A 17,991-nucleotide genomic window follows, 5' to 3' on the forward strand; every position below is an offset into this window, starting at 1 on the left:
ATTGTGTCAACTATCAGAAGTTATTTTAGAATAATCATGCTTGTTTCTTTCGCGGCTATGTTCACGTTTATTATTGCCCCGAAAGAATCTCACGCGGCAACGGTTACCTATTTAGATGAAATGGAACCTCTTCAATACGAAGGTTCAATTTATAAAAACAAGTGGTATTGGGAATCGTTTGAGGACCTAAACGGCAAGATCATTGACCGCGGCATCGGATTTTCACGCGATTATTATTACAAAACGTATGCTACCTACAACATTGATAACATGGGTTTTACGACGTTTGATACGCGAATTACCTTGGATAAAAAGAATTCAGTTGGGGATTATGGCAAAACTGCTGTTGGTATCTTTGCTGATGACCACCTGTTATATGAAAGTCAACTATCCGTTGGAAATGGAAGCCTCAATGTTCATTTAGATCTCCCAGCAAACACAAAAAACCTGAAGATTATCGCTAGACAATTGTCCGGTGCCAAGGGAGAGCACCTTGTTATCCTTGATAATGCACGGCTTTCAACAGGCGGTGTGGTTAAATCCTTAGGGGAAGAAGCGAGTTTAAATACGATTGGTGGAAATGTCATTTCAGGAGATTACTATTCCGGTCAATGGTATCAAGTACCCTTTCAAGATATGACGGGAAAAATCGCAACCGAGGGTGTGGGCCTCTATCGGGGGGATGGCACAGCAAAAGTCCAATACAATATCGATCAAATGGGCTACAACATTTTTGAAACCAAGCTCTCACTTGATTCAAAATGGGCAGTAGGCGACTTTGGAAAAACGGCTGTCGCGATTTATGCCGATGACTACAAACTCTATGAAAAACAAATGTCACCGAGCACACCCGTTCAATCGATTCGATTAAAAATACCGAAGGGTACAAAAAATCTTTTCTTAATAACCAAGCAAATCCGGGGTGCCCGCGGCGAGCAAAAAGTTATTTTTATCAATCCCGTCGTTAAGAAAACAACGGAAGCACAGCCAGTCGTGGTTAGAAACGCAGATACTAGTTCAGTCGGGGCAGTCGAGTCGCGAAACTACGCTGTTGGAGAGTGGTGGAGTTCACCGTTCCAATATGTAGATGGGAGCTTAGCGACAGCGGGCTTCGGATTGGATTATGATGAAGGATATGCCACTTTTGATATTACCGGTATGAATTTCAATACGTTCACAGCAAGATTATCATTAGATTCCAAATGGGTTGTCGGCGACTATGGAAAAACTAACATTTATTTCTACGCCAATAACCGCTTGATTCACTCGCAAAGCGTGACGAAAGCGACGGGAATCCAGCCGTTATCACTAAAGCTTCCAAATGGGACAACAAATCTGAAAGTATTGATCAAGCAAAGTAGAGGCGCCTTAGGGTATCACGGCGTGGTTCTAGGTGACGCCCAATTCAAGTCTTATTCTTATACACCAAATTTAAGTGCATCTCAGCTAAAAGCAACCAACAACACGGGTAAAAGTGACGTTATCACCGTTACACGGGTTCTAAAAGGTGATACCATCAAAATTTACAACAGCGCTGGAAAACTATTAGCCGCTCCAAAAGCAGCGGGCTCAACCGTAACCGTCTACCTTCCACAAATCGGTCCAAAAAGCGGCACGCTTTATATTACGGCCCAAAGAGGGGCCTGGTTGGAAAGTGGCAAAACTGCTGTAAGCTTTGGCGGTGAAAAAACTTCAACATCCAAGTTGAAAAAGGTCACAATCAAAAACAACAAGAAAAAGTCGGACACGATCACCGTCAGCAATCTACAAAAATACGACACCGTGTACGTCTATAATACAAAAGGCAAAATCATTGCCAGCAAACAAGCCAGCACATCAACAGCAACAATCTACATCAAGCAGCTCGGCAAGAAAAAAAGCTACGTCTACCTAGCAGTAAAAGGCTCAGGCATGACCACCAGCTCCAAAGTGAAATTTAGCTTTAAAAGTGAATAATAGCCAGACCCCTTCTGAGGCAGAGGGGGTTTTTGCTTTTCTAAAAACAAGGTTGAGCTTGGTCTATCTTAAAATAGGCAACTGAAAAAGGGGGGGCGGCATCGTAGTCAAAAAATTGAAAGTGGACGGTAAACTGCCCAAAGTGGACAGTAAACCGTAAAAAGCAGACAGTAAATTCCCTGAAGTGGACAGTAAACCGTAAAGAGTGGACAGTAAATTCCCCAAAGCGGACAGTAAATGGCCAGGCATTCAAAAAAGGTAACTAAAAAGCGCCCCCCCGGCAATGAATCCGGTCCAATAGAGTGCCGGTTCTTCATAATAGGAAAGATAATGACCTGAGCCAGGAAAAACACCTGGCTTTTTAGTGGGGGTTGACCGAAGTTTGCAGGGAAAAAGCATAGAAAAAGGTACCAGCCCCCAACATACCATACACCTGGGGAACCCGTACCTCTTACCGTATCCAAAACACGACAATCAACCATCATCAGGCAATCACCCACCAACGGGCAATCACCCACAAACCCATCAACCCTCAATCAACTTACTCCGCCGGCACTCCTCATGAAACGCCCGCAGCCTCTTCGTCCGCTCCATCAGCGTTTCCATAAAGTACTCCCAATCGTCGACACGTTTCAGCTTCTTATACAAAGTCCTCAGCTTCTTCAAGTGCCTTACCGCCAAACGGTAGCTCGCCCGGTTTTTCTGGTCAATCTCGCGCTGGGCGGTCTGGTGGAGCATCGCTAGCAGCACCGCGGGCCGCTCCTTCTCAATCAGCTTCATGCGGTCCTTCGGCAAATCGTAAAAGTCCATGCCCACCCACGCCTGGAGCTCGCCCCAACGCTCGTAGTGCCCGCGCTCAAACAACAAATATTCATAGTCCGCAAAACTATAGGGCAGCATCACGAGCAAGGCCCGCTCATACAAATCGACCCGATCCTTTTCCGCACAATACGGCGCCACGGCCCGCAGCGCATTCCGGACAAACGTCGCACAGCTATGATAGCTGCCCAACTGCTCCAAATACACCTTCACCTTATGCAAAAATAACTCAATCACCGCGCCAACCCGCTGCCAAGCCTTCAAGCCCGTCAAATAATCAATCCAATAGACCATATAGGGCGCAATCTCTTCAGCGCCAAACTGACCAACCAGCTTCAACGCCTCATCATCATTCCCGAGCAGAAAATTCAGATGAATTCCAGCTAACAGCAGCGGCGCAGGGCTCTCCCAATCCTGGAGTTCCTTCAAGCGCACCTGAACCCGCGACACCTCATCCTCACGCCACGCCTTCTTTTTGAAAAAATGGACCCATAACAGCCGGTACAAGAAAACCCGTTCATAAACCAATCCCTTTGCACACGTCAGCACCTCAAACGTATCCACCCGCAGCTGGTCGATAAACTCATCAAAGTCAAACGGCAGCGATTGGACGCCAATTTTTCCAGCAAGCTCTTCGGCATCATCCATCATATTATGGAACAAATGGAGATAAGTGCGCTTCACCATGTCCGCCTCGTGACCGAGCTCCTCGCTTAGAGCGGCCAGCTTTCGAAAAGAAACAACAATCGCAATCAACTCATACAGCAGGCGCCACTCCTGCTCAACCGGCGCACTCGCGTGGATGCGGCGCTCATAAATCCCAAACAACTCCTGAATCACATACGGGCTCGTCGACTTTTTCGAAGCAAGCAGCGTATCAAAACTCACCTCAAACGAATGGACCCAGCGGCTGTAATCCGGCTTCAACACTCCATTCGCCTTAATCAAATCCTTCGCCGTCTGCATCCCCCAGCCCGCCACCGCCTTCGACTCCCGAATCGGCTCACGCCACTCAGCAACCCAGTCCGCAACACTGCCCATCCGTGAAAAAGCACTGAAAAACACAGCCATCTGGTGCCGGCACCAGCCCTCCTGCGGGCACGAGCACGCGCTCATCCCCAGAAAATGTAGATCAAGCCTCACCTTCACCGGCGTCACATCCTGCACCACCGCCGTAACCTCATCGTCCCTCATATATAACTGCGTCACCAGCCCCTGCCGGTACAGCATCATCCCTTTTTGGACAAGGTTCGCATCCTCAGCATCCACTGGGTTCAGCAGCTCCCGCACCCCATCCGAAAAGGCAGCTAGTAATTGATTTGCAGGTGTCGACTCCAAGGCCCACGCCCCCCTTTAAAAAAATCCATATTCCATTATTATACCCAAAAAAGCACGCAAAGAGGAGAAAGAAGGAAGATTCCACTCCAATGGAGAATAGTATTTTAAAATAAACATGCAAAAGGGGCCGGGTCAGAAGTGGATTTCAAAAGATTACTGTTGTTTTTCATCCCGTGGTTACTATACTTTTTCCTCTCTGAATACATTCTTAGGAAAAAATTACACATCAAAAAGCAGAATCGCTGGATCTATCGTAGTGTCAACAACACACACAAAATGGCTGAAATCGGCCTAATCATTGTTTTTATCCTTACCAACAGCATTCTGGGATGGTTCTTTCCCAGCACCTTCAAATATGGGCTGTTCATCTTTCTCTGCGCCTTATACGCCATCCGCTCGTTTATGGAATGGAAGTACGACCGGCCGACCAGGGAATACATCATCACCTTCTGGAGCTTTTGCGGAATGTGCGTCTTTACAGTAAGTACATTTATTTTTTTGTGAGGGCAGCTGAATTCAGCTTGGAAACATCAAATTTGGGGCGGCCCTTTTTCGATTTGCCGATTAACTATCAAAATTTGATAAACTCGGTAAATTCGCCGATAAACCCTCAGAATTCGCCGATAAAATAAATCCCAAGCTGAAATCATCGAAAAAAGAGGCGCGAACCCCGTTTCCAGCGGTAAAATGCACGGTCCCAAATTCGATTCGCAAATAAACGGCCTCAATTCGCAAATAAACACCGCCGATTCGCAAATAAACGGCCCCGATTCGCAAATAACCGCCCAAAATTCGCAAATAAAACGCCAGATTCACCCAGCCCCCACTCAACTAAAAAAACATCGGCCGAAAAAATCCGATGTTTACTTCTCCTTCTAATAAAAACAATACGCTGGGGGCAAGGAACCTTCTTTCTAGAGGACAGGCACTTTGGAAATTATTTAAATCATAGCAAAATTTGCTCATAATTTCTCTTTTTAATATAATATTATTAGATACACAACCTTGGTTAATCCACTTAATCAATTAAGAAAGGTGTGTTAAAATGTCCTCAGCTATCTTAGTCCGTGAAGACCCCAGAAAGTATATCCATCACGATCAATTATTCAAGCAGTTACTCCACACATTTTTTGCGGAATTTTTAGAAGTGTTCTTTCCAGAAGTTCATCACCACATTGATTTTTCATCCATCAAACCGTTATCGGAAGAAATGTTTACTGATCTTATTGAAGGAGAGAGTAGAAGAGCCGACATAGTAATTGAAGCAAAATTGAAAGGAAACGATTCGCTTATTATCATCCATGTTGAGCCGCAAAGCTCCGGGCAATCAGGTTTCAACGAAAGAATGTATCATTATTTTAGTCTGCTTTAAATAAATATCGAAAGCCAATCATACCCATCGCGATTTTTAGCTATGGTGAAAATCGGTACGAACGCAATGATTTTACAATTAATTTCCCATTCTTTCATGTGTTATCCTTTCATTTTCTGATGCTTGAATTACGAAAGATGAATTGGCGGCACTATATCCATTCGAATAATCCTATAGCTGCTGCGTTTTTAAGTAAGATGGGCTATACCGAAAGAGAACGAGTTCAGGTGAAAAAGGAATTTTTGCGGATGCTGGTTAAAATGAAAATCAACCCGGCCAAAATGGAGCTTATAAATGGTTTCTTTGAGACATATTTATCCTTAAATGAAAGTGAGGAGAAAGAACTAATGGAAGAAATTAAGCAATTAGACCGCGACGAATCGGAACAAATCCTTAAATTGCCTAATTCATGGAGAGAGAAAGGGATTTTGGAAGGAATACAAAAGGGAATCCAGGAAGGAAGGAAAGAAGGGATACAAAAGGGAATCCAGGAGGGAAGGAAAGAAGGGATACAAAAGGGAATCCAAGAAGGATTGAAAGAAGGAATACAAAAGGGAATTCAAGAAGGATTGAAAAAAGGACAACAAAAAGGTGAACTTGAAGCTCAAAGAAAAATTGCACTCAATCTGTTAAAAGAAGGATTACCTCTTGAATTAATCGCAAGAGCAACAAATTTAGATTATGCTGAAATTGAAAAAGTAAGGAAGCTGTTATAATAAAAAAAATCGGCGCCTGACCCCCGCTGCGTTAAAGCTTTAATACGCTGGGGGTAGGCATCTTCGTTTCCGGTCCCAAAGTCAATTCGCAAATAAACACCGCCGATTCGCAAATAAACGGCCACAATTCGCAAATAACCGCCCAAAATTCGCAAATAAAACGCCCGGATTCACCCACCCGCCACCCAACAAAAAAACACCGGCCAAAAAACCCGATGTCTACTTCTCCTTCTTATAAAAACGGTCCCCTGTATCCGGATTATAATACACCCGAGTCTTCTCGCCCGTCACCGGATCAAGACTCACCTCATCCGTCGACACAAACCCCTTAGGAACCACCGTACCATGATTGCGATTCAACCGCTTGTCATAAATAAAGTACCCAAGCAAAATACAAACAATCACAACAATCGCTTCCACAACATATAAACCAATTACCCAAACCACTACAACTTCTCCACCACAACAGCCGTTCCATAAGCCACAATCTCACTCATATTCTTACCAATCTCACCCGAATCATAGCGCATCATCACAATCGCATTCGCACCCATCTGATTCGCATTCTTAATCATCCGATCCAGCGCCTCTTTCCGCGAATCCTCAAGCATCGCCGTATACTGCTTAATCTCACCGCCCACTAAACCCTTCAAACTCGCCATAATATCCCCGCCGAGCCCCCGGCTCCTCACAATCAGCCCAAACACAGCACCCTTAACCTCAACCACCTTGTAACCCTCAATATTCTCCGTCGTCACCGTCAACACATCAAACACCTCCATATGTATATACCTCCATTATAAACAAAAACAATCCCAATCACGAAAAACTTCCAACAAAAAACCATCTTTCTAAAAATGAACTCATTTCACGTTTTTACTACCTATGATCCAATTAAGAATAGTGCCAATCTCTAGAATGAATCCCAGAACCACCGTCCAAAATTCCGGCTTCATAGGAAAGCAGGGATTCCTCCCTTATAAGCTAATTCCATTTACCAACTTAATTAGCAGTGATATATTAATATAGTTAATAATTGTATTCATAGGGGGGCCTTTTTAAATGGCATGGTATTTAAAAGTGTTTAAGAATTACGCGGTATTTGAGGGAAGAGCAAGACGGAAGGAATATTGGATGTTTTATCTATTCAATGCCATCGCTCCGATTATCCTGCTACTTTTGGCAACAGCCTCAGACTCATTGGCCATATTGTTGATCATCTACCTTTTAGGAACGCTAATACCGTCATTAGCAGTACTCGTTCGCAGAATGCACGATATTGGAAAAAGCGGCTGGTGGATCCTAATAAACTTCGTTCCATTTGTCGGCGGCATCATTCTACTAATTATCACATGCACAGACAGCCAAGAAGGAGCCAATCAATACGGACCAAATCCGAAAACATTAGCCTAAAAAAGAACAATCCGCAGGGGCAGTATTCCATAATTGCTGCCCCACAAAAAAAGCCAGCCCGCGTTAAGCGGTCGGCTTGGTGTTCCTATGATCTGTTTCCGATAGAGTTGAAAAATACTCAAACAATTCGGTAAGATACCCGTTCAGCTCAAAACCTTCCTGATTAGCAAACTCAGACAATAACAAGTTATTCTTTTTCATTCAACCCATCTCCTTCTATTATGTAGTTACTACTATTATTCCCAAACTATGACTCTTTTATTCCTCCCAAATCATTAAATTTGAAATTGTTTGATAATTGGGGGCCGAATCTCAATAAGAGCACAAGGGATTTGCCCTTCACAACCTGTTGGTGCCTGACACCAAGTTATCGAAAAAGACCAAAATAAAAGACCAAATAAATTGGCCTCTATTGGATGAAGGATGTTTCATTCTTTTGCAGCCATAGATCAACCGCAGCCTTAGAAAAATAAACGACATTCCCAATCTGTATATAAGGAATAGGGCTTTCGAACATGGAACCGTCCGTAGTTACTGGACTCAATATTCTTACTTCCTCCACGCTTATTCCTAAATAAGCAGCCAACTCATCCTGGTTTAATAACAGCGGCTTCTCTACCTTTTCGTTTGCGGCAGTTAAACGCGAAAGCTCTTTAACATTTGCCGCATTTTCACTAATTCCCCTTGCAATCAACCAACTGCCAATCACAAAACACAAGCCCAAGCAAACAATCGATAAGGCAATAAAATGGTTTTTCATCTGACTCTCCCCCCCTGATGTTAATTATATCCTTGTGGGGGAATTTCCGGCAATCGGCTTTAAGGCAATTATTCAAATAGTCTGTATTTCCGTTGCGACATCGAGCTCTTTTTCTAAAAAAGCTCATTATCTTTCCCATTTATGAAGAAGCGGACATTATTGGACATGATTAACCGCCTAGAGCCCACCTTTTAATTACCCTTTAGGAAACCCCAATCATTTATCGACCACTTTGAACAGTATATCGACCGATTCCTAGGATATATCAACAGATTTGAACATTTTATCAACCGTTTTCCAGGATATATCGACTGTTTTTTATATCTTATCAACCACTACCCTATTTCACCCTCAATCCCTAGTTAACCACCTCACTAAAAAGCTAAAAAGCCAGGGGGTTAGCCCTGGCTTAGGTAATTGTTATTTTTAGGATACAAACTGTCGAGTTCACTGTATAAAAATTCAATGGTTTCTTGCTTTGCATTTGAATCGGTGCTGTTGCCAGTGAGTACTAACCACTTTCTATAAACCAAACGTTTGTTGTCATCGTTAAGACGAATCCATCTGAGAAGATCCTCAATGATCAAAGGCAGTCATCAATCAAATTCGTAACAGGCTCTTTTTTTAAAAAAGAACTCTATTTTCGTATTTCGTACCAGGGCAGGTTGCTACGAAATTCATCGCTCGAGAATCCATGTGAGAGTGGTTAACCTAATTTCACGTCGATTTCGATGATTGATCTTAAGGAAGGAAACCTCCCAATTTCCAATCAAAAAAAGCCAGTTCCTAAAAAGGAACTGGATTTTGCTGTTAATAAAAACGCTTAAAACTCGAAAAGTGGGACTTGTAATACGGGCTGTCTAAATTGGAAATCATCACGCCGGAATCATTGGCGTGGATGAATTGATTGTTGCCAAGGTAGATGCCAAGATGTGAGATGCCTTGTTTATAGGTATTTTCAAAAAAGACGATGTCGCCGGCCTTCGGTTGGTCCACGTAGAACGTGCGGTCGTAGTAGCCTTCGGCAGAATAACGTCCGATTTCCATTCCTGACTGATTGGCGACGTGATAAATGAAGCCGCTGCAGTCAAACCCAGAAGGAGTGCTGCCGCCCCATACATAGGGAACGCCGATGAAGCTTTTGGCAACCGTGACCATCTTGGTGGTAATGTCAGGCTTTGGTGATGTGACGGCCGCCTTGCCTGTAACCTTAAGCTTCTGGCCGACAAATATATTATCAGACGTCAGCTTGTTGAGCGACTTCAATGCCGTGATCGTAATACTGTACTGGGCAGCAATTTTTCCAAGAGTATCACCGCTTTTGACGGTATAATCTGATACTGTCGTTGAAGGCTTCGGCGCTGGCGGTGTGGTTGGCTTCGGCGGCGTTGGCTTGGCTGCCGGTGGTTTAACCGCTGAAGTCTTCGCCGGTACCTTTAGTGTTTGGCCGACATAAATCATATCGGATTTTAGTTTGTTGAGTGTTTTCAATTGGGTGACAGTTGTCCCATATTGGCTGGCGATTTTGCCTAGGTAGTCGCCGCTCTTCACCTTATATTCATTCGTAGAAGCTTGAGTTACCTGCGTTGTTGGTTTCGGTGCAGGTGCTGCTGGTTTTGTCGCCGGCTTTGGAGCTGGTGCCGGTTTCGGCGCTGGCGCTGTTTGTTTTGCTGCAGACACCTTTAACGTTTGGCCGACATAAATGATCGTATTATCAAGCTTGTTCCAGAGCTTTAATTCGCCGACGCTGACATTGTAGCGGTTGGCAATGGTAATTAAGGCGTCGCCTTTTACAACGGTGTAAGAAGTCGCCTGTGATTTTTGAACGGTTGGCGTGGCTGCCTTCGCTGAAGAAATCTTCAGCTGTTGATTTATGTAGATTAAATCAGAGTGTAAACCATTCGTAGTTTTGATTTCTTTTACACTAGTATGATATTTTAAGGCGATTTTCGATAAGGTATCTCCTTTTTCCACCTTGTAGGTATCGGCAAAGGCGGATCCAGCAAAAACCGTCGATAATAGCGCGGCTGTCGATAAGGCACGAACAATGGTTTTATTCATCTAGTAAATCACCTCGTATGCTTCCATTTTTCTTTTAATTTTATCATAGATTGTTAGCGTACCGAACAAAAAGTTACAAATCTTGACTATTTTGAGAGTAAAGAACGGCGGGAAGGGTATATAAGTTAAATCGGTGGGACTATTTGCTGACTAGGAATTTACGAACATTCGTCATTTTTCAGTAAGAATAGCCACTTTTAAAAAGTTTCCCACCATTTCGACAATTTACGACTGGTAAAATATTTACAACTGACTGCTAGTCTAGTAGAATAAGGAATTAGAGTAAATCAAAGGAGGATAAGAAAGGTGGACCGGAAGGAAGAAAAGAAAAGCTCGAATCCTGCTGACTTTTCAGAGATTGTGAAAAAGGCATACGATATGGGCGTTAATGAGCATGAAATGACCCTGGAAAAACTAATAGAAGATTTAAAAGCAGATCTACGGCAATTAGTACTCTGCTAATTATTATAAATAGATAGATAAGGCTGGTGGAGTGAACTTCGGCAGCTTTTTTTGTGTTTTATCGGACAGAGACCGTGATTTAGGGGATTTCTGGGAAAATAAATTTTTCAGTCGAAGTAAAACGGTCAATAAAGGGGAGGCAACTCGATTCGCTGATAACTGAGAGAACGGTCACAATAAGTGATTAATTGTGCCCGAGAGAGTGGGAAAAAAGGGAGAGCGGTCACAATAAGTAGTTCACAGTGCCCGAACGCGCGAAAAATCAAGGTGCATGGGCACTCTGAGCGGTTCACAGTGCCCGAACGCAAGAAAAATCGGGGTGCATGGGCACTCTGAGCGGCTGACAGTGCCCAAACGCGCGAAAAATCGAAGTGCACGGGCACTCTGAGTGGTTGACAGTGCCCAAACGTGCGAAAAATCGAAGTGCACGGGCACTCTGAGTGGTTGACAGTGCCCAGACGTGTGAAAAATCGAGTTGCATGGGCACTCTGAGAGGCTATCACTGGTATAGCAGGAGTAGTAACTTCTTTACCTACCTCAGTGGACGCAGCATCAATTACATTACTGGTTACAAAATGTAATAACTCAATAAAGCTGTCATTGATAGGCAACTGGCTTAGGTAATTGTTATTTTGCTTTTCCTTCCTGGTGCCTGACACCAACCCGCCCGCTTCGATCCGCTGCACATGTCAATTAGCTTTTATTTTCTCCAAGAGATAATTCCTTACCTCGGCAACATTCGCCAACTCCCGTTTTGGCAGGATATAGGCACTGACGGCACTGTTATATAGATAGAAGGTGTCGCTGCTTTCCTTGAACTCGTAGATACCGGACCAGTTTACTTTTGTTTCACCGGTAGAATTGGAATCGACGATGCCTTCTGCGGACAGCCGCATCGTGTGATCGCCCAACAATCCCTCATTTTTCCCTTCCTTAATCATCTTCCTCGTCCCCCGGGCAACATGATTGTAGAAATACTTCGGGTAAAAAATAAACCAGAGAATACTAACAATAATAAAAGGCACTAACATCCACAAAAATGGGACATCATCGATAGTGGAAAATAGATAGGCCGCCGCAATAAAGATAATCGGCGTTAAGAATCGCTGAATATTCAGTGTCCGCATCGCGGCTTTAGAATTTTTAACGTGATATAGATTGAAGTTTAAATAATCATCTTCGGTCAAATGGTAGTTAATCTCCATGGAAACACCCCTCTCAGTTCTTTTAAAAAAGATACCATTTTTGGCTGTGGATTTACATATGTTTCTGGAAAATTTGCTTAGCTTTTCCTCTAGTAAACTTAGTTTGTGGCAAAAATAGCAGCATCTTGCTTCAAAATGAAGATTTTGGGTCTACCACTTTGATTCGCTAATAAAACTTGAAATTCGCTAATAAACGATTAGAATTCGCTAATAAAAGTGCCAGATTCGCTAATAACCTCAAAAAATTCGCTAATAAAACCTAGAGAGGGGGTAATTACCGATTGATTTCTTGCACATAGCGAGTAGAATCGTCTACTTTTCGAGAATATCGACCGTGTTTTAGAAGTTACCGGCCACTTTGCCAAAATACCGGTCACTTTCAGCAAGTTACCGGCGACTTTCACCAAAATACGGATCACTTTCTACAAAAAAGCCGCGGCATTCTACAAAAAACCAGTTACCTTCTACAAATAAGCTGCGACTTCCTACAAAATACCGGCGACTTTCAACAAAATCCCACGCCCTTCCCCAAAAACAAAAAATACAACTGCTACCAAGCAGTTGTATCGTTAAAATAATGCTCTTAACGAGGCGAACCCCCGTTACCGATCCCATCCCCCAACTCGTCCGCTTCCGCCACTTCGGCTCCCCGATCACCACCAGTATAAAACCGATAAACATCCCGCCCAGCGGCTTTCGCCTTGTATAGGGCGTGGTCAGCATGTGCCATTAATGTCTTTTGATCCCGCCCATCCTGCGGATAGAGGCTGATTCCAATCGAACAGGTGGTTGCAAACGAATGGTCTTGAATCGACCAGTTCACACGCAGCTCGGCCAATAGCCGATCCGCTAAACGCGCAATCTCCTCATCAGAAGACGACTCTGCATAGATGATCGCGAATTCATCACCGCCCAGGCGAAACAAAGAAGCGGTTGCGGGCAGCAGGTCTTGAATCCGCCTAACAAATTGCTGGAGTAGCTCATCGCCAACATCGTGACCCATCGTATCGTTGACCGATTTAAAGCGATCACAGTCGAGAAAGAGCAAGCCGAAGCGAAGGTTATCGTCCTTTGCCGTCTTCATTGTTGCCGCTAAGCGCAAATAGAAAGAGCGGCGGTTGTCGGCACCTGTTAATGGATCATAGAAGGCGAGTTCCATTAACTTTTGCTCATATTGCTTTTTTTTGGAGATGTCACGTGTAATCGCCGCGAATCCGGTAACCGTACCGTAGGCATCCCTTAATGGCGAAACCGAGACCTCGACATCAAGGGAAGAGCCGTCTTTTCGTAAAAAGGAAGCTTCCCAGTGGTTAATCGAGTTTCCCGCAAGCAAGATATCCCTTACCTGCTGTTCCTCTTCGTGCAGCTCGGCGGGAATAATCGGCAGCGGTTTCCCGAGTAACTCCATTTTCGTCCAGCCGTACAATTGTTCAAAGGCCGGATTGATATAGACAAGCACTCCGTCCACCGTTGTAATGTTAATTGCATCAGATGTATGGGTAAAGAAGGAGGACAGCCTCTCATTGGTTGCTTGTAGAGATGTTTTCAGCCTGTCCGTTTTCTTTTGAAAAAATCTCCCTAGTAAAAAGGTAATCACCAAAAGGATAACGATGATAAACAGATAATAATAATGAAATACGTACATGATTAGCGAGTTTCCTCCAGTGTAACGTCAGGTAATAGAATTCATTGTAGGCACCATTTTACAATTCTTCAAGATGATGGGCTTGAAAAGGGGGTAATTGGGGCTGAAGGGGATGGATTGCGATGTCTTATGTCCTGCCTGCAGCTAATTTCCAACACTTTAATAGTAGTAATTATTCCTTTACAATATAGACATAATCCTATTTTTGCCTAAAGGAAGGGAATGCATGTATGAGTCCAATAAAGGTGATAGTAGCTGACGATCATCAAGAATCCATAGACATCATGAAACGCTTACTTACAGGTTTACCTGAGTTTCAATTAATCGGACAATGTGTGAACGGGGAGCAGCTCTTCATGGAGGTCTTTGTCAAGAAGCCTGACCTCGTGCTTACCGCGATAAAACTAGCAAAGAAAAATGGCCTGGAGGCGATGAAGGAGTGTCTTGCTTTTTTACCGTCGCTTAAAGTGATTTTTATTACAAGTTATGATGAATATGCCATTGAGGCTTTTTCCATGGCTGCCGTTGATTATCTCGTCAAGCCGGTGGAGGAGGAGCGTTTAGGGCAGGCGTTGGAGAAAGCGAAAAACATCATCGAGTTTGAACGGGAGAAAATCGGAAACGGTCCGAAGCAGCAGCAAAAAATTCTGCAGCTTAGGGACCAAACTGCAACCCTGTTTATTCCCCTTGATGAAATCCTCTTTATCGAAAAGGCGGGGAAGAAGTGCCTTGTTTATACGGAAAAGGAGATCTATGATACGTCCGAAACCATGGCGCGAATACTACCTCGTCTCGATGATTCTTTTTTCCATGCGCACCGTTCTTATATCATTAATTTAGAAAAGATTTCGCAAATCATCCCGCAAAAGGAAAGCTTTATCGTTCATTTTAAGGACTGTGACCAATTGGCGAAAATCTCGAAGTTGAAAATTAATGAAATAAAAAAACTAATCTAGCGTTCCGCACCACCGTATACAATCAACAATCATTCAAAGAACCATCTCTGTCAATAAATGCGGGGAATGTATATTACCAGCAAACCTGTCTAGAGTAATTCGGCGTTCCGTCCCTTTTCTGGACAAACGTTTTCGCTGACACCTTCACGAGTATAGTTGTTGATTTTGTTCAAGGGCCATTAATAAGTTTAATAATTCGTCTAACTTTTGACTGCATTCAATTGTTCTTGCTGAAGTTGGTCCATATTGCTCGGCCAATGAAAACAGTTCATTTCGATAGCTTTCAATCATCATTAATAAATAGGTCATCTGGGCCGCTCCTCGGTGGAAATATAGGTATATAATACCATTTTTGTGAACCGAATGATATAACTAAATTCCTTAGATGGGAGATTTTTGGTATGAATAATCGAATTACTAGCATGAATGGTCCATTTGTGTGGATGGAAACTACCCTAGTAAAGGCAGGGGATTTCGCTGAATTATTCTGTTTCATATGATATCGGACTTGTTATCTTATCGGTGATTGTCGCGATCATTGCTATCTTTGTTTCTTTTAAGATGGTCGACCGTATCGCTGTGGCTCATGGGAAAGAGAAAACGTACTGGATTGGAACGGGATCTGTCATCTTGACGATCGGTATTTGGGCGATGCATTTTATAGGCATGCTCAGCTATGAAACACAAATCCCTGTTACTTATCATTTAGGGTTAACGGCCTTATCATTATTTATCCCTTTAATCACTGCTTTGATCGTCATCATTATGAGGACGAAATTCAAAAGCGATTTTCTTTTCAGATCATTAGGGATCATGCTGATGGGCTTGGCGTTTATGACAATGCACATATTGGGTATGAAATCGATGGAAATGGCTGCTACTGTTCACTATCATCGAACTCTGTCAGGCTTTTCTATCTTTCTTGCCTTTTTGATATCATGGGCGCTGTTTTCCTCCTTTTCCCATGTTCAAAAAACCAATAAAAATAAACTAAAAACAGAAATAATCAGCTCAAGTTTCATTGGATTAGGCTTAGCCATTGTCCACTATACAGCAATGATGGGTATACGTTTAAGCGAATTTTCACCAACCACCGAGAATCATCGAATTACGCTGCTACACAATTCGTCTATGCAAATTTCAACGAATTTATTGGCCTATGTAATGGGGCTCGCCACGATTATCATCTTTATTACGATCATTGCCTTTGACAGTAAGGCGTTAAGCGACTATAAAGAACGGGTAAAAAAAGCAGAGTCAGCTTTGATGAACACGATCCGCCGCCAGCAAGGAATGACGTTAAAGTATGTAAAGCGGGGAGACCATTACATTCATACGTTGATGGAAGGTCAATTACTTGAAAAAATGGGCCTTACCCCAGCGATGGAAGCGGGGAAAAATCTCCATCAGTTTTATTCCAAACAGGATGCAGATAGGATTGAGCAAGCCTACTCAAAGGCCTGGAATGGCGAAATCAGCGATTACGAAGCCCAGCTAAACGGGGTGGATTATTTTGTCACGTTAAGTCCAGTGAAGCAAAAGGGCAAAGTTGTCGAGGTTATCGGTTCGGGTGTGGACATTACCGAGCGCAAACGGACTGAGCAAATTCACAAGGAGTCGCTGGCGTTAAAAAGCGCGCTAATTAATAGTTTGGAGATTGGTATGGTTGTGATCGATGATGACAGGAAAATCATCGCGATCAATCACAGGTGGTGCCAATTGTTGCAAATAGACGTGCCGATTGCGGAGATGGTTGGCAAGGATATTTTTGTCCTGCTGCATGTCTATTTTCAAAATCATCAGCAGGACAAGCAGATTGTTAACAAGATCCTGGCGAATAGAAAGCCGGTCGTTGATGAAGTGAACCATTTTGAAAAACAAATCTTTAAAAGGAGCTATTTTCCCTTTTATATCGCTGATGAGCTAAAGGGGCATATATGGGCAGTTGAAGATATTACCGAACGGCGGGCGATGGAAAGGGGCATCATCGAAACAAAGGAAGAAGCGGTCAAGGCCAATCAGGCGAAATCGGAGTTTTTGTCGCGGATGAGTCATGAGCTCCGGACGCCGTTAAATGCGATCCTTGGCTTTTCGCAACTGTTGGAGTTAGAGGAGACGCTAACCGCGAAGCAGCGGGAGTTTGTCGATCAAATTGGAAAAGGCGGCACCCATCTATTGACGTTAATTAATGACGTCCTAGATTCAGCGGCGATCGAAGCAGGCAAGTTGAAAATGGAAACGGAGGCCATTAGCATCGGTACCGTTATTGATGAATGTGTTCGCTTTATCTCCCTGCTAGCAGCTAATAAAGGGGTCCGCATCCTAATCGAGCAAACCGCTCCGGATGATTGTTACGTAGTCGCAGATCGGTTTAGGCTGCAACAAGTATTCTTGAACCTGCTGGATAATGCGATTAAATATAACCGGGAAAATGGAACGGTGGGGATTCACTGGGATGTGAAGGGTGATTTCCTTTTCGTCCATATTGTCGATAGCGGCGGAGGAATTCCCTCATCCGAGCATGGACAGATCTTTGAACCGTTTTACCGAAGCGGTCATCAGCAAATCGAAGGAACAGGGATTGGCCTTTCGCTTGTCCGCCAATTGATTCAATTAATGGGGGGGACCGTCGCTGTTGAAAGCCGGATGGGGGTGGGAAGTGACTTTTGCATCAGCCTGCCGCTGGTGAAAGCTCCGGGAGCAAGCGTCCTGCCTCAGCTTGAAAAAAAGGCGCCTATCCAGCTCGAAGACAACGAGTTTACGATTTTGTATATTGAGGACAATTTGTCGAACTTGCAATTAATCAAAGAGATTCTCGGCACGATTCCAGGGATTGGCTTCCTTTCTGCTGTGACCGGCGCTGAGGGAATCGAGCTGGCCCTGGTGCAGCGGCCGGATTTAATCCTATTAGATCTCAACCTTCCAGATCTCAATGGCTATGAAGTGTTTGAGCGGATCAAAGCGAATCCTGCCTGCGAACGAACCCCAATCATTGCCTTAAGCGCCAATGCCATCCAAGCTGACATCAATCGGGCACTGGCGAAAGGATTTACCGACTATATCTGTAAGCCCATTGATATTCCAGTCTTTTTAAGTGTAGTGGCGAACCATTTACGATAATCACTGCTAGGAAATCTGGCGGCGACTGATTATCGTTTTGGCTCTGTAAAACAATACTTTTGATATAATGGCCGGTTTAGGTTTTTGGTGACAGAAATAAAAGTATTAAAGACATTTTGAGCGCATTGACAGTCAGTTATGTCTTTAAGAAGGGCAGTTAAAGACATT

At 43.6% G+C, this 17,991-nt stretch carries 18 protein-coding genes; 8 read left to right on the forward strand and 10 right to left on the reverse strand.

The window, feature by feature from the left end; genetic code table 11:
• The first annotated feature begins 3 nt into the window (after positions 1-3).
• Positions 4-1,956, forward strand: coding sequence for a hypothetical protein (locus BSO02S_RS18140; RefSeq protein WP_066070616.1), 1,953 nt, complete (start codon positions 4-6; stop codon positions 1,954-1,956).
• Positions 1,957-2,481: 525 nt separating this feature from the next.
• On the opposite strand, the gene BSO02S_RS18150 is transcribed toward BSO02S_RS18140, so the two are convergent.
• Positions 2,482-4,113 (reverse strand): hypothetical protein, encoded by a 1,632-nt coding sequence (locus BSO02S_RS18150; RefSeq protein ID WP_066070623.1) that lies wholly within the window; start codon positions 4,111-4,113, stop codon positions 2,482-2,484.
• Between the two features lie 138 nt (positions 4,114-4,251).
• On the opposite strand from BSO02S_RS18150, the gene BSO02S_RS28530 reads away from it, so the two are divergent.
• Positions 4,252-4,617: a DUF4181 domain-containing protein gene (locus tag BSO02S_RS28530; protein ID WP_084375088.1), complete on the forward strand. Its 366-nt coding sequence runs from the start codon at positions 4,252-4,254 to the stop codon at positions 4,615-4,617.
• Between the two features lie 60 nt (positions 4,618-4,677).
• On the opposite strand, the gene BSO02S_RS18155 is transcribed toward BSO02S_RS28530, so the two are convergent.
• Positions 4,678-4,929 carry a hypothetical protein gene (locus tag BSO02S_RS18155; RefSeq protein ID WP_066070626.1) on the reverse strand — a complete coding sequence of 84 codons (252 nt, stop codon included), beginning with the start codon at positions 4,927-4,929 and terminating at the stop codon, positions 4,678-4,680.
• A 229-nt stretch (positions 4,930-5,158) separates the two neighbouring features.
• On the opposite strand from BSO02S_RS18155, the gene BSO02S_RS28535 reads away from it, so the two are divergent.
• Both BSO02S_RS28535 and BSO02S_RS28540 read left to right on the forward strand, forming a co-directional pair.
• On the forward strand, positions 5,159-5,485 hold the full coding sequence (locus BSO02S_RS28535) for an RpnC/YadD family protein (protein ID WP_342351975.1): 327 nt from the start codon (positions 5,159-5,161) through the stop codon (positions 5,483-5,485).
• A 137-nt stretch (positions 5,486-5,622) separates the two neighbouring features.
• Positions 5,623-6,201 (forward strand): RpnC/YadD family protein, encoded by a 579-nt coding sequence (locus BSO02S_RS28540; RefSeq protein WP_342351976.1) that lies wholly within the window; start codon positions 5,623-5,625, stop codon positions 6,199-6,201.
• A 219-nt stretch (positions 6,202-6,420) separates the two neighbouring features.
• Here the strand turns inward: BSO02S_RS28540 and BSO02S_RS18165 are convergent, their stop codons facing one another.
• Together BSO02S_RS18165 and BSO02S_RS18170 are read right to left on the reverse strand one after the other, a co-directional pair.
• Complete coding sequence (locus BSO02S_RS18165) at positions 6,421-6,648, reverse strand: hypothetical protein (protein WP_066070628.1); 228 nt, start codon at positions 6,646-6,648, stop codon at positions 6,421-6,423.
• Positions 6,648-6,968 (reverse strand): YbjQ family protein, encoded by a 321-nt coding sequence (locus BSO02S_RS18170; protein ID WP_066070758.1) that lies wholly within the window; start codon positions 6,966-6,968, stop codon positions 6,648-6,650. The genes BSO02S_RS18165 and BSO02S_RS18170 overlap by 1 nt, the downstream gene beginning before the upstream one ends.
• 295 nt (positions 6,969-7,263) lie before the next feature.
• Here BSO02S_RS18170 and BSO02S_RS18175 point away from each other — a divergent pair, with 295 nt between their 5' ends.
• Complete coding sequence (locus BSO02S_RS18175) at positions 7,264-7,614, forward strand: DUF805 domain-containing protein (protein WP_066070632.1); 351 nt, start codon at positions 7,264-7,266, stop codon at positions 7,612-7,614.
• Between the two features lie 63 nt (positions 7,615-7,677).
• On the opposite strand, the gene BSO02S_RS27565 is transcribed toward BSO02S_RS18175, so the two are convergent.
• The 3 genes from BSO02S_RS27565 to BSO02S_RS18185 all read right to left on the reverse strand — a co-directional run bounded on the left by BSO02S_RS27565 (position 7,678) and on the right by BSO02S_RS18185 (position 10,435).
• Positions 7,678-7,815: a hypothetical protein gene (locus tag BSO02S_RS27565; RefSeq protein WP_169802770.1), complete on the reverse strand. Its 138-nt coding sequence runs from the start codon at positions 7,813-7,815 to the stop codon at positions 7,678-7,680.
• A 208-nt stretch (positions 7,816-8,023) separates the two neighbouring features.
• A complete protein-coding gene (locus BSO02S_RS18180; RefSeq protein ID WP_066070635.1) occupies positions 8,024-8,374 on the reverse strand; it encodes a helix-turn-helix domain-containing protein in 351 nt (116 codons plus the stop codon).
• Positions 8,375-9,184: 810 nt separating this feature from the next.
• Positions 9,185-10,435 carry a C40 family peptidase gene (locus BSO02S_RS18185; RefSeq protein WP_066070636.1) on the reverse strand — a complete coding sequence of 417 codons (1,251 nt, stop codon included), beginning with the start codon at positions 10,433-10,435 and terminating at the stop codon, positions 9,185-9,187.
• Between the two features lie 306 nt (positions 10,436-10,741).
• Here BSO02S_RS18185 and BSO02S_RS27220 point away from each other — a divergent pair, with 306 nt between their 5' ends.
• The gene (locus BSO02S_RS27220) at positions 10,742-10,897 is read left to right on the forward strand and encodes a YwzD family small protein (protein ID WP_157081480.1); all 156 of its coding nucleotides are present in this window, start codon (positions 10,742-10,744) and stop codon (positions 10,895-10,897) included.
• Positions 10,898-11,586: 689 nt separating this feature from the next.
• On the opposite strand, the gene BSO02S_RS18190 is transcribed toward BSO02S_RS27220, so the two are convergent.
• Positions 11,587-12,102, reverse strand: a complete 516-nt coding sequence (locus BSO02S_RS18190; protein WP_066070639.1) for a YcxB family protein — start codon at positions 12,100-12,102, stop codon at positions 11,587-11,589.
• A gap of 583 nt (positions 12,103-12,685) precedes the next feature.
• On the reverse strand, positions 12,686-13,747 hold the full coding sequence (locus BSO02S_RS18195; protein ID WP_066070641.1) for a sensor domain-containing diguanylate cyclase: 1,062 nt from the start codon (positions 13,745-13,747) through the stop codon (positions 12,686-12,688).
• A gap of 230 nt (positions 13,748-13,977) precedes the next feature.
• Here BSO02S_RS18195 and BSO02S_RS18200 point away from each other — a divergent pair, with 230 nt between their 5' ends.
• Entirely contained in the window at positions 13,978-14,703 is a 726-nt protein-coding gene (locus BSO02S_RS18200) for a LytR/AlgR family response regulator transcription factor (protein ID WP_066070644.1), read from the forward strand.
• Between the two features lie 144 nt (positions 14,704-14,847).
• Here the strand turns inward: BSO02S_RS18200 and BSO02S_RS26510 are convergent, their stop codons facing one another.
• The gene (locus BSO02S_RS26510; RefSeq protein ID WP_084375089.1) at positions 14,848-15,012 is read right to left on the reverse strand and encodes an aspartyl-phosphate phosphatase Spo0E family protein; all 165 of its coding nucleotides are present in this window, start codon (positions 15,010-15,012) and stop codon (positions 14,848-14,850) included.
• 213 nt (positions 15,013-15,225) lie between these two features.
• On the opposite strand from BSO02S_RS26510, the gene BSO02S_RS18205 reads away from it, so the two are divergent.
• Entirely contained in the window at positions 15,226-17,823 is a 2,598-nt protein-coding gene (locus BSO02S_RS18205) for an ATP-binding protein (protein WP_066070647.1), read from the forward strand.
• Positions 17,824-17,991 lie beyond the last annotated feature (168 nt).

This window comes from Neobacillus soli NBRC 102451 (genome assembly GCF_001591665.1).
GTDB lineage: Bacteria > Bacillota > Bacilli > Bacillales > Cytobacillaceae > Neobacillus > Neobacillus soli.

What these genes read in the sequence shown, in the direction of transcription:
- BSO02S_RS18185 (WP_066070636.1), bottom strand. Translation starts at nt 10,435, where the DNA reads ATGAATAAAACCATTGTTCGTGCCTTATCGACAGCCGCGCTATTATCG.
- BSO02S_RS18190 (WP_066070639.1), bottom strand. Translation starts at nt 12,102, where the DNA reads ATGGAGATTAACTACCATTTGACCGAAGATGATTATTTAAACTTCAAT.
- BSO02S_RS18200 (WP_066070644.1), top strand. Translation starts at nt 13,978, where the DNA reads ATGAGTCCAATAAAGGTGATAGTAGCTGACGATCATCAAGAATCCATA.
- BSO02S_RS26510 (WP_084375089.1), bottom strand. Translation starts at nt 15,012, where the DNA reads ATGACCTATTTATTAATGATGATTGAAAGCTATCGAAATGAACTGTTT.
- BSO02S_RS28540 (WP_342351976.1), top strand. Translation starts at nt 5,623, where the DNA reads ATGAATTGGCGGCACTATATCCATTCGAATAATCCTATAGCTGCTGCG.
- BSO02S_RS27565 (WP_169802770.1), bottom strand. Translation starts at nt 7,815, where the DNA reads ATGAAAAAGAATAACTTGTTATTGTCTGAGTTTGCTAATCAGGAAGGT.
- BSO02S_RS18175 (WP_066070632.1), top strand. Translation starts at nt 7,264, where the DNA reads ATGGCATGGTATTTAAAAGTGTTTAAGAATTACGCGGTATTTGAGGGA.
- BSO02S_RS28535 (WP_342351975.1), top strand. Translation starts at nt 5,159, where the DNA reads ATGTCCTCAGCTATCTTAGTCCGTGAAGACCCCAGAAAGTATATCCAT.
- BSO02S_RS18195 (WP_066070641.1), bottom strand. Translation starts at nt 13,747, where the DNA reads ATGTACGTATTTCATTATTATTATCTGTTTATCATCGTTATCCTTTTG.
- BSO02S_RS18180 (WP_066070635.1), bottom strand. Translation starts at nt 8,374, where the DNA reads ATGAAAAACCATTTTATTGCCTTATCGATTGTTTGCTTGGGCTTGTGT.